Below are 12,333 nucleotides of genomic sequence, written 5' to 3'. Positions count from 1 at the left end.
AACAACACGTTATGAAGATAAGAACAATCTTGTTGACAGGAGGCTTGGTATTGCTGGCCGCCTGCAGCGAATCAAAATATGATATAGACCAACTGGTCCCTGAAGAGTACCATAAAATATTGTACGTGAACAACAGCGGCAAGCAGGAAGTGACGCTGTATGATACGGATGCTGACAACTTGTATACACTTTCGGTTATCAAGTCGGGAAGCGATCCCAGTCTGACAGCCGCCGCAAACATCCTCGTACTGACGCAGGCCGAGCTTGATGCGAAATATAGCGAACCGGAAGCGGTGAACTACCAACTGATAGGTGCCGATGCCTATTCGCTGGCTGCGAGCAGTGTCGACTTCTCATCCGCCGACCGCTATAAGCTGGTCACTATCTCCTTGAAACCCCAAGTTGTGAAAGCGGCTATAGAGAGTAATCCGGATGCTGTCTGGGTGTTGCCTCTGAAGGTCACCAGCGAAACGGACTCCATCAATGCCGAAAAGAATGAATTGTTTCTGCAACTGAAAGCGGTGATTACGCCTGCCGTAGGATTCACCGATCCGACGCTCGTAGTGCAGCAGTACCAATACGGTTCTGTCTCCACCATCACGCAGAAGGTGAAGTTCGGCCTCGATACGGACAACTTGTGGGATCTGACGGCCAAATTGGTGGTGGATAACGACTATGTTCAGGAATATAACCGGGACAACGGAACGAATTATAAGACTTTGCCCGAAGGCTCTTATACCGTGCCGGAAACAGCGGTATTGCCTTCCGGAACCACTACTCTTGAACTGGAAGTATCGGTGAACGGCAGCCAACTGACGCCGGGTGACTATATGTTGCCTGTCAAGGTTGCGGAAGTTTCCCAGTTTGAGATATCTGAGGCGAGAGCTGTGTATCCGCTGGCTATCCGCATCATGGGAAATAAGCTGGACCGCACGGGCTGGACAGCCGAAGCCGATACGGAGGAACTGACGGGCGAAGGTGCCGGCAACGGTGTGGCAGGATGTGTATTGGATGATAATCTGGGCACTTTCTGGCACTCTACCTGGCAGACCGGTAACAGGATTCCTCTCCCTTACGAGCTGATTATCGACACCAAGAAAGAATATACTTTCACCCAGCTTGCCCTGATGCAGCGGCAACATGACAGCAACAGAGATACGAGAGCAGGCGAATTCTATATCAGCTCCGATAAGGAGAACTGGACAAAGGTGGGCAGCTTCAACATGCAGCAGATACTTGAAGCCCAGACGTTCGGCGTTACTCCGACGAAGGGCCGTTACGTCAAGATCAAGATGACGGAAAGTTTCAGAGACGGTTATTGCTCTTTGACCGAGGTTTACGCTTACGGTCTGGAATAACTGACTGACTTGGAAATCTGACAGAAGGAGAGTGTATCAGAAATGCTGCACTCTCCTTTTTCTATTGATTCTTGCTTTTGACTTAAAAACGGCATTTTTTGGCAAGATTCTGCCCCATACCTTTGCGTGACATCGCCTATCTTTGTGATTAAACAGTTGTATCTAATACCAAACAAATGACTTTATGAAGCAAAATCTTTTATGCTTTGCGGCAGCCGCACTGTTGATGAGTTCGTGCGGTGGCATTGTGCCGGAAGAAGAACTTGTAATCAATTTACAAGAGAAAGGCGCCGAAGTTGCGCCGTCCATGTATGGCATCTTCTTCGAAGAAATCAATCATGCGGGTGATGGCGGCTTGTATGCCGAACTGGTGAAGAACCGTAGTTTTGAAGAACTTGAGATGCCCGAAGGTTACTATGCCGAAGGAGACATACTTCATCCGAAGGAAGTCTGCAACCACCTGACGGGTGAGGTGAGACACGGTAGTTTCCGCTGGACTACCGAACCGGTGCCCGGATGGACCCTGCAAACCGGGGAAAACTCGTCTGCCGAAATGAAACTGACGAAAGAGAATCCGAAATTCCAGTCCGCCCCGAACAGTCTGAAAGTGACCATCAAGGACGCTTCTACTCCTGTCCGTCTGGTAAACGGTGGATATTGGGGAATGAATCTGGTGAAAGACGACTCCTATTTGCTGCGTGCCATCCTTCGTACTTCGGCCGATTATAAAGGTAAAATAACCGCCCTCTTGCTGTCCGATACAGACGAAGTGCTGGCTTTGGCTCCTGTTGAGGTGGATGGCAGTGGCTCTTGGAACGATGTTCGTCAGACGTTGCGTCCCTCGGCAACCGCCGCAAAAGGCAAACTGGCGTTGGAATTCGACGGTACGGGAACGGTCAGCCTGGACTATGTATCACTCTTCCCCGAAAAGACTTTCCGCGACCGTCCGAATGGTCTGCGCAATGACGTGGCCGAAATGCTGAACGGGCTGCATCCCGCCTTTGTCCGTTGGCCCGGTGGCTGCGTGGTGGAAGGCATCTCGCTGGAGAACCGCTTTGAGTGGAAGAAAACATTGGGTGACCCGGCTTCACGTTCGGGAGAGTATAGCACATGGGGCTACCGTTGTTCCTACGGTTTCGGTTATCATGAGATGTTGCAGTTCTGCGAAGACATCAATGCCGATGCCATGTTCGTCTGCAACGTGGGTCTGGGTTGCCAGTACCGTATGGGCGACGCTTCGCCCGAAAGCAAGATAGCTTATTATCTGGACGACTGTATGGACGCCATAGAGTATGCCCTTGGCGACGTCACCACCGAATGGGGGGCTAAACGTGCCGCACAAGGACATCCGCAGGCTTTCCCGCTGAAATATGTGGAGATAGGTAATGAGAACTGGGGCGACGAATACGACAAGCGTTTCGACATCTTCTATCAGGCGATTAAGGAGAAATATCCCGAACTGATTCTCATCTCCAATCACGGTCTGGGCGGAACGGGCAAGATTGCCAAGACGGATATGATTGACCCGCACTGGTACGTCAACCCTGAGTTCTTCTTCCAGAACACGACGATTTTCGACAGCCATCCGCGTGGCAAATACGATGCATATGTGGGCGAATATGCCTGCAACGCCGATGTAGGCGGTGGCAACATGAGGGCGGCTCTTTCCGAAGCTGCCTTTATCTCCGGTATGGAGCGCAACGGCGACCTGGTGAAGATGGCCTCGTATGCTCCGCTTCTGGAGAATCGCAACGACCGTTCCTGGGCTGTCAACCTCATCTGGCTGGATACGGACCAGGTGCTGGGACGCAGTTCGTACTATGTGCAGCAGATGGCGGCTGAAAACCGTCCGACGTACAATGTGAAGAGTAATCTCACGATGGGCACTCCTCAACCGCTGGAATATGAGGCGGGACGTTTCGGATTCGGCTCCTGGAATACACAGGTGGAATTCAAGGATGTGAAGGTGACGGAGGAAGACGGAACGGCTGTCAATCTGGATCTGAATAGTGTTGCGGACAAAAAGGGAGCATGGATGCTGGAAAACGGTGTGTTGAGCCAGGCTTCCCTGGAAACGCCTACCCGCTATATTGTGGACGGCTTTAGCGGCAACCGGTACACGTTGGAATGTCAGGTTCGCAAGGTGGGTGGTCACGAAGGTTTCTTCCTTTATTTCGGTTTGTCGCAGGATGATAAGAAAGGCTTTGTCTATAACGTTGCCGGATGGAACAATCAGTCTACGGCTGTGGAGGGTGTTTCAGACGGTCAGACGACGGGCGTGGTCGGCGACAGAGTGTCCCAGAGTCTTGAAAACAACAAGTGGTATGACGTGAAACTTGTGGTTACTCCGCAGAAGAGCGAGCTTTATATGGATGGCAAGCTGATAGTGGCATATGCGCCCGAAACGACTCCGCTTCAATTCTTCTCGTCGGGCTATGATGAGGCTACGGGCGAGCTGATTGTGAAAGTGGTGAACGCTGAGGCTGAGGCCTATCCGTTGAGAGTGAAGTTGGACGGTGTGAGCCAGGTGGAGAAAACGGGTAAAGTCATCTCCCTCTCTGCCGCCAGCGATATGGACGAGAACTCTTTTGAAGAGCCCAAGAAGATTTACCCGCAGGAAAGCGAGTTCAAAGGCTTTGGAAAGAGCTTCGATTATACGTTCCCGCCTTTCTCTTATACTATTCTGAGGGTGAAAGCGAATTGATTTTGATTGAGTACTTAAGAATATAAACGCTATTCTTACAGAAAGTCATCAAAATGACCGATTCGCTTACATATACTCTTTGCGAAAAGCTTGAAATAGAAATCTGCCGCACGTTATATTGCATATACATGCGGCAGATTTGCATTATTCCCCCTATTTATACAGACTTTATTCATTGGATATATACTTCCTGCAGATTGCATATCTATTCCGGACGGATTGCACATCTATATCGGACAGGTTGCATATGTATATCGGACGGATTGCATGTCTATATCGGACAGATTGCATATACTATTCGGGCAGATTGCTTGTTCTTTAGCGGCAGAATGCCGGTTGTTTCGGATTATTAGAGTTGTATGTATTTTTATATTGCACTGCTTGATAAGGGGATATGGAATTTCACTTGCGTATTTCGGGCGTCATGTGTCTCTGTACTTAAAGAATGGATTCTCGCAGGACTGAAAATACAAAGTGTCACAATGAATCATTTTACAACTGATTTATATCAATGGGATAACCTTATTTTTGCTGATAAAGTCTATCTTTGTAACCAATAAACCTATGAATCACTGTTTGATATGAGAAATTACAAATCCTTTATCTTGCTTGTTCTTTTCTGCTTTTCCGGCTTCACTTTGCTGCATGCCGCCGCCAACCCCGTCTCCATCGGAAAGCTGAAAGTGGAATATGCCGAAACCCCGTTGGGAATAGATGTGGAGAAACCCCGTTTCAGCTGGCAGATGGAAGTGGCGGACCATGAAAGAGGGTACTTCCAGACAGGTTATCAGATTCTGGTTGCCACCGAGAAGGGGAAACTGGTGTGGGACAGTGGCAGGATAAAAAGTGAACTTTCATTGAATGTCGAATACGGCGGTGAACCCCAGCAACCTGCCACCCGTTATGCCTGGCGCGTGAATGTCTGGAACCAGAAAGGTGAGCAAACCTCCGCAAGTTCCTGGTTTGAAACCGGGCTGATGAGCAGCGACTCCGCCTATCAGGGATGGAGCGGCGCCAAGTGGATTGGCGGGGGAGATGAGGACATGGTGCTGTATTCGCATTATCTTCCTGTGTTTAAGCTGAACTTTTCCCTCCAACTGGATGAGGCATCCGCAACTACCCGTGCAGCTCTTATCTACGGTGCCAATGACGAACGCCTGATGGATAAGAACAAGAACCTGTATCATCTGGAAAACCGCCCGAATGAATCTTATATCAAGATAGAACTGGATATCGCCCCACTGACTGAGGGCAAAGAAGCCCTGCTGAACGTTTACAGGGTGGGCTATCATCCGGACGACAAACAGGATACTCCTTTCAAGAGTTTCCCTGTTCCGCAACACTTGATTAATAAAGACAATCAATATGCCCGGCACACGATAAGCCTTACATCCGAACTGGGTTTTACGAAATTCTATATCAATAGCGCGAAAGGAGAGATTAACCATGCACAGGCGGGGAGCAATCAGGCAAAGGCAGGAGCTGACAACGCAAAGTCTGAAATCGGCTCTGTCAATCTGAATCCTCTGGGACAAGGCGGCGACTTCATCGCCTTCCCGGTAGTGGGAGACCTCGGCTTTGCCGTTCCCGCCGGACAAGCAGCTTCCTTCTCAAAAGTGGAGATTGCCAATCTCAGAAGTCCTGCGCATGTGATAGCAACGGTGAAGGACAAGGATTACCGAGTGGTTGGCGATGCCTCCGCTGCTTTTGAAACGTTCACCCCGAAAGGGAACTCCGCCCCGATGCTTCGGACTGTCTTTACCTCTTCCGGTGCGGCAGTTGCCAAAGCGCGTCTGTACGTCACCGCACGCGGCATTTATGAAATCTATCTGAATGGCAAGCGGGTGGGAGACGACTATTTCAATCCCGGAATCACCCAGTACAATAAGACTCATCTATATCAGACGTTCGATGTGACGGACTATCTGCATTCCGGCACGAACGCCCTCGGCGCTTTGCTGGCGGAAGGTTGGTGGAGTGGTGGCTCTACTTTCATGGGCGGTTACTGGAACTTCTTCGGAGACCGCCAGTCGTTGTTGGCAAAGCTGGTCATTACTTATGCGGACGGCCAGGAAAAGGTGATAGTCACTGACCCTTCCACCTGGCAGTACTTCAACAACGGGCCTGTGGCTTATGGCAGTTTCTTCCAGGGCGAAGTGTACGACGCCCGGAAAGAATCGAAGGTGGAAGGTTGGAGTACGGCCGCCTATAACGCATCGGGCTGGAAACCCGCTAAGGAAGTAGCGCTGGAAAGCAATATCTGCCGGGAAGGATCTCCCGGCGTGAACGACTACTCCGGCTTTGCACTCCTCGGCCAGTTCGGGCAGACGGTGAAGGAGATTGACGAGCTGACGGCTGTTTCGGTTGAAGAAGTCCGCCCCGGCGTGTTTGTGTATGATATGGGACAGAACATGGTAGGTGTGCCCAAAATCACTCTTTCGGGCATGAAGCCCGGAACGAAGATCAACCTTCGCTTTGCCGAAGTGAAATATCCCGCTTTGCCCGAATATGCGGGAAATACCGGCATGATTATGCTTGAGAATATCCGTGCGGCTATGGCACAGGACATTTATATCGCCCGGGGCGGGCGGGAAACCATTCATCCCCGCTTCACTTACCACGGTTATCGTCTCCTGGAGATAACGGGTATCGACCGGCCTTTGCCGCTGGAATCCGTAAAAGGGGTGGTGCTCAGTTCCATCCATCAGTTGGCCTCCCACTACGAAACTTCTAATGCGAAGGTGAATAAGCTGTGGAAGAATATCACCTGGTCTTCATACGGCAACTTCGTTTCTATTCCTACCGACTGCCCGCAGCGCAACGAGCGTTTGGGGTGGATGGGGGATATCTCGGTATTCTCGCGCACGGCAACCTATCTGGCGGATGTGCCGCAGTTTCTGAGGAGGTATCTGCGTTCGGCACGCGATTCGCAGCACGCGGACGGACGTTTCCCGGACATAGCGCCTCTCGGCATCGGCTTTGGCGGCCTGTTGTGGGGAAGTGCGGGGATAACGGTGCCCTGGGAATGTTATCAGCAATACGGAGACAAGGCTCTACTCGCCGAACACTATGATGCCATGAAGCGCTATATCTCCTACATTATTGAAAACACAATCGAGACGAAAACGAACCTGATAGTGCAAAACAGAGCGTGGGGAGACTTATGCGACTGGCTGGGGCTGGAAGACGAAAAGAATGACAAGTCGCTCGTTTGGGAAGCCTACTTCATCTATGATCTGGAGTTGATGAGCAAAATGGCCGCTGCCTTGGGCAAGACCGTTGAGGCGGAGTGGTACAAGGAACTTCATGCAGCGAGGAAGGATTTCTTCAATAAGACCTATATACAACCGGGAACAGGGAAAACTATCTTTTCAGCCTTCATACCCGAGAAGAAAGGGACATTTGTAGATATACAGACTTCCTACGTATTGCCACTGGCTTTTGACATCATCGATAAGGAGAATAAGAGCAAGGTGGTGACGAACCTGGCGAAGACCGTTGTCCGCGAGAATACCACCGATAGCGGGAAGCAATGTCCTGCCTACTCGTTGATGACCGGTTTCATCGGCACGGCATGGATAGGCAAGGCGCTGTCTGATAACGGGTACACCGATCTGGCGTATAAGCTGTTGCAACAGACCAGCTATCCCTCATGGCTCTACTCCGTAGACCAGGGAGCCACTACCATTTGGGAGCGTCTGAACTCTTATACCCATACTGACGGCTTCGGAGGAAACAACCGGATGAATTCTTTCAATCACTACTCCTTTGGTGCGGTGGGTGCCTGGATGTGCGGTCACTCTCTGGGCATACAACGGGATGAAAACAATCCAGCCTTCAAGCACTTCCTGCTTAAACCGGAGATAGACCCGACGGGGCAGATGAGGTTTGCAAAAGGGCATTATGATTCCATGTACGGGCGCATTGAAAGTAGCTGGAAAGTGGAGCATGGAGCGGTTCATTATGAGTTTACCGTTCCCGGCAATACCACAGCTCTGCTTTATCTGCCTGCTTCGTCGGCAAGATATGTCAGGGAGAATGGAAGGATTATCACTAAAAAATGCAAGGGAATGGAGTATGCAGGTGAAGAGAATGGAAAGTTGTTGCTGAAACTCCAATCCGGAAAGTATTCGTTTGAGGTGCGGGAGAAGAGGGTGGCTAAAAAGTGAAAGTAATCCGGGCAATTGACGCTTGCGGAGGCTGACACTTGTAGGAGTGTAGCCTCTCGCTTGTACAACTGAATCCAACTCATTCCTGTACCACCTCATTCTGACAACCGGTTGCCTCGGCATACTGTTTGTCATCCACCGGTTCGAGCCAGGTGTTCTCGTTGGTTTGCGGGTTACATTCGATGGCAAGGTGGGAGAACCAACTATCGGGAGCCGCACCGTGCCAGTGCTCCACGTTGGCGGGGATTTCCACGACATCGCCCGGCAACAGCAGGCGGGCAGCTTCACCACGTGCCTGATAATAACCTTTGCCGCCTACGGCTACCAGAATTTGTCCGCCCGTGTGGCTGTGCCAGTTGTTGCGGCAACCCGGTTCGAAAGTTACGTTAGAGATAGGACAGTTCAGGTCCTTGTTCTGCGTCAGCCGGGCCAGATAGGCTTGCCCTATGAAATACTGTGAAAACATTTCCGGCAGTTTGTCACCTGTGGGAAATGCACTGGTTTGTTCAGGAGATTTCTTTTCCATGTTCTGTGCATTTAATGAGTTGTAATAGTTGGGCAATATCATTGCCACAGCCATAAAAATAAGTATTAACTTCTTCATATCCGTATTGCTTTGAGGTATTAAAAAACTTAACCGGAAGAAGGATCGTTTGGTTTCCTTCTTCCGGTTACAAAGTTACGGCGTCTGACGTTAGCACGCTGTATACAGATTACTGATTATCATACCTATTTTACGGTAAAACTCCTTATGCCATCTTTTATGGTAAGATTGATTATATCTTCTCTATCCGTATGGCGGCTCCTCCGCCCCGTGCAAGAGGGAGATTCAGTACTGTGCCGGCATTTACTTCCTGCTCACTGATGACTACCGGATAAGGATTGTTTTCGTAGTCCGCATCCTTGCTGTCGCGGTAGAGCGTAGCCTTGTAGGACGCATCGGCATCAAGGAAATCCAGGGCTAACTTTATCTCCCGTGATTCCCGGTTGGTGATGCAACCCACGAACCAGTTTTCGCTGTTGCGGTCTTTGCGGGCTATGACTACATATTCGCCTATCTTTGCGTCGGGCACCACCGTCTTTGCCCAGGTGGTGGGGCAGGAGGTGATGAATGAGAACTCCGGTCTTCCTTCATAATTCTCTATCATATCCGATGCCATTTGCAACGGGCTGAACAGAACTACGTTTAGAGCCAGTTGTTTGGCAATCGTGGTCTGTACCCGTGTGCCCGGATAGACGGGGTTGGTGAAGTTGAACGTTCCCGGTGTGAAGTCCATCGGCCCGGCAAGTCCGCGGGTGAAGGGGATGATGCAGGTATGTTCGGGTTGGTTGCCGCCATCGGCGGACCAGGCATCATACTCCTGTCCGCGTACTCCTTCCTGGGTCATCAGGTTGGGGTAGGTGCGTTGCAGACCGCTGGGCATGGCGGGCTCGTGGTTATCGACCATGATGCCGTAGCGGGCGGCCGTCTCGATAACCTTGCGGTAATGGCGTACACCGTACTGGCTGTGTTGCAACTCTTTGTGGTCGAGCATGGGGTTGACGTATCCTGTCTTTACGGCATTGATGCCGAGTGAGCGGTAGAGGGTATAGGCACTGTCCAGCTGTTGTTCGTAGTTGACGGCGGCACCGCCTGTTTCGTTGTGGGCGATGAGGCGGAGACCTTTCTGACGGGCGTAGTCGGCCAGCTTTTTCAGGTCGTAGTCGGGGTAGGCACGGGTGAAGCTGAATTTGTCGCCATCACGTGTCCAGTCACCGTCCCAGCCGTAGTTCCAGCCCTCTACCAGTACTCCGCTGAAACCATGACGGGCGGCGAAGTCGATGTAGCGCATGGTGTTGGCAGTGGTGGCACCGTGTTTGGGGCCTTGTGCCCAGGTATATTTCTCCATGTGCATACCCCACCAGATGCCGATGTAGCGTCCCGGTTCTATCCAGGAGGTATCTTCTATCCGGCACGGTTCATTCAGGTTCAGCATCAGGCGGGAGAGGATCAGGTCACCGGGTTTACGTGCGACGATAACCGTGCGCCAGGGGGTGACGAAAGGGGCGGTGGCGAATACCTTTTCACCGGTACTCCACGGCGTGAGGGCTGCGCGAATGGTTACAGCAGTCTCCCCTTCTCCCTTCGGTGTCAGATTCAGGCTGGCGTAGTCTGTCAGATTCGCCTCATGCAGCGTCATGTAAAGACTGTCGTTCACTTCCAGGGTGATGGGAGTGGAGACGGTATCTTTCCGGCTGATGGGAGCGGCGGTGTAAACACCCTCGTAATACTTGGTGCCGTTTGTCGGAATACTCCATGTACGGGCATCCCAGGGTAATGCGTATTCCGTCTCCTCGTCCATGATGACGAACTCTTTCAGGTTTTCCTGTTCGGGGAAGAAATAACGGAAACCCAGTCCGTCATCGAAGAGGCGGAAGACAACGGAAAGGTTGCGCCGGAGTCCGCTGCGTTCTTCCAGGTTCAGTGTCAGCTCGTTGTAGTGGTTGCGTACTTCAATCTCTTCACCCCAGGGCTGCATCCAGGTTTCATCGGAGGATGTCCGTTTCACATCCTTCACACGAAAGTCTCCGTTCAGGGGGCCGTCTTTCAGAGTGAATCCCAGGTTTGAGGGATGGATAAGTGCTTCGGTGCCCCGCGCCAGCGAGTAGTAAGCCTTTCCGTCCTTCACCCCGGTGGTCAGGCTGAGCTGTCCGTCGGGCGACTGTAACGTTTCTGTCCGTTCTCCGTTGGTGCAGGCTGCCAGCAATGCGAAGGACAGGCATACGCCGAGTAATCTTTTTATGCTATATTTATTCATACCTATTCTTTTTTTAGTTATTAGTTGACAAGGTTTCAGTTGACAAGGAAGATAGTGTTATTATTCTAATTCGTCCATTAGTTCTCCGGCCTTGTCCGGTTGCAGGGAGATGAAGTAGTAGAAAGCCTGTGTCAGATATTTGGAAGCCTTATCCTTATCGTTGGCGTATTTCTGCTTCAGTGTGTACCAGCGGTATATTTCCTGTAACGCTTTCTCCTGATAAGAGATGCCGGTGAATTGCTGCAAGGCGGTCAGATAACGGTTGCCGTATTCCAGGGTGGGCTCTATGGTGGTGCCTTCGCCGAAGTCGTTCCAGGTGCTTATCTGGAGATACTTCAACCCCGCTTTTCGGGCGGCATCCAGCTGGCGGCTGAAGAGGACGCCGTTCTCTGCATCGTAGGTGGTGTAGCCGTCGCCCCAGCCGCCTTCCCGGTAATAGTCGTGAAAGCCGGGCATGGCTCCGCCGATGTAGCAGCCGAAGTTTCCGGTATCGGAGTAGTTGGGAGCGGGATTTACCCAAAGGAACTCACCGATGGCATTTTGTTCCAGGCTGTTGTTCGCTTTGCCGGAAAATCCGTTCAGTACCACGAAGGCGGGCTTTGCTTCGAGGGCACTGAAGATGGTTGTCCAGTCTTTGGGAGTGTTCACTTGCTGCGGGCCAAAAATCATCAGGAGCGGTTGGTTGTTTACCCGGATATAATTACTCTTCTTGAAGAATTGGCTTTCCAGATACTTTAGGTCGGCTTGGGCTTGCGTCACTTTGCCGGCATCACTCAGGTCGCTCAGGGTTGCATCTTCATAAACGATGGCAAAGTCGAGGCCGACGCGTTCGACGGCTTTCACCAGCTCTTCCGTATTTCGCTTGTTGGCGGCGTAGTCATGTTTGTCCTGGATGCCGTACCAGTCGATCATTACTCCGTCTATGCCGGAATACTTCATCAGGAGGGCGTGATAATTCAGTACGACTGCGTCGCTGGATGCATACGGGCCTATCTGCGGATAGTAGTGGGCGGCAATCTCACGCCGGCCATTGGAGTTCTGACGGTCGGGGTTACAGGTAGCCATAGTCCAGTGCTGCCCCCACTTGTCATTGTTGGTTGCAGGAGTCTCAAACCAGGGCATGTAGTGGGCATATACCTTCATCGGGTTGGTTTTGGTGACGGTTACCGGGTCGAGCGCTCCGGGCAATTCCTTGCCGCCGCCGTTGCCGGAATCATCATTCCCGTTGCTGCAAGCCCCCCCGGTGAGGAGGGCTGCAAGCAGGAAACATATAGATGTAATTCGCTTCATTGTATTCTGAGTTA

5 protein-coding genes and 1 pseudogene are annotated in these 12,333 nt (G+C 51.4%); 3 read left to right on the top strand and 3 right to left on the bottom strand.

Annotated features, from left to right (window positions below; all coding sequences use genetic code 11):
• Nucleotides 1-11: 11 nt before the first annotated feature.
• From BUC01_RS01135 to BUC01_RS01115, 3 genes are all read left to right on the top strand, one after another.
• The gene (locus BUC01_RS01135) at nt 12-1,358 is read left to right on the top strand and encodes a BT_3987 domain-containing protein (protein WP_025830481.1); all 1,347 of its coding nucleotides are present in this window, start codon (nt 12-14) and stop codon (nt 1,356-1,358) included.
• Between the two features lie 184 nt (nt 1,359-1,542).
• Nucleotides 1,543-4,062, top strand: a complete 2,520-nt coding sequence (locus BUC01_RS01130; protein WP_025830482.1) for an alpha-L-arabinofuranosidase C-terminal domain-containing protein — start codon at nt 1,543-1,545, stop codon at nt 4,060-4,062.
• Nucleotides 4,063-4,643: 581 nt separating this feature from the next.
• A complete protein-coding gene (locus tag BUC01_RS01115; protein WP_073312449.1) occupies nt 4,644-8,231 on the top strand; it encodes an alpha-L-rhamnosidase in 3,588 nt (1,195 codons plus the stop codon).
• Between the two features lie 109 nt (nt 8,232-8,340).
• Here the strand turns inward: BUC01_RS01115 and BUC01_RS01110 are convergent.
• The 3 genes and pseudogenes from BUC01_RS01110 to BUC01_RS01100 form a co-directional block, all read right to left on the bottom strand.
• Nucleotides 8,341-8,835 (bottom strand): annotated as a pseudogene (locus tag BUC01_RS01110) (cupin domain-containing protein); the annotation flags it as partial.
• 172 nt (nt 8,836-9,007) lie between these two features.
• Nucleotides 9,008-11,029: a glycoside hydrolase family 97 protein gene (locus BUC01_RS01105; protein ID WP_025830486.1), complete on the bottom strand. Its 2,022-nt coding sequence runs from the start codon at nt 11,027-11,029 to the stop codon at nt 9,008-9,010.
• A 60-nt stretch (nt 11,030-11,089) separates the two neighbouring features.
• Nucleotides 11,090-12,319, bottom strand: coding sequence for a glycoside hydrolase family 99 protein (locus tag BUC01_RS01100; RefSeq protein WP_025830487.1), 1,230 nt, complete (start codon nt 12,317-12,319; stop codon nt 11,090-11,092).
• Between the last annotated feature and the right edge of the window lie 14 nt (nt 12,320-12,333).

It is taken from the genome of Bacteroides stercorirosoris (genome assembly GCF_900142015.1).
Lineage (GTDB): Bacteria > Bacteroidota > Bacteroidia > Bacteroidales > Bacteroidaceae > Bacteroides > Bacteroides stercorirosoris.
This window is presented reverse-complemented; position numbering and strand designations above follow the sequence as displayed.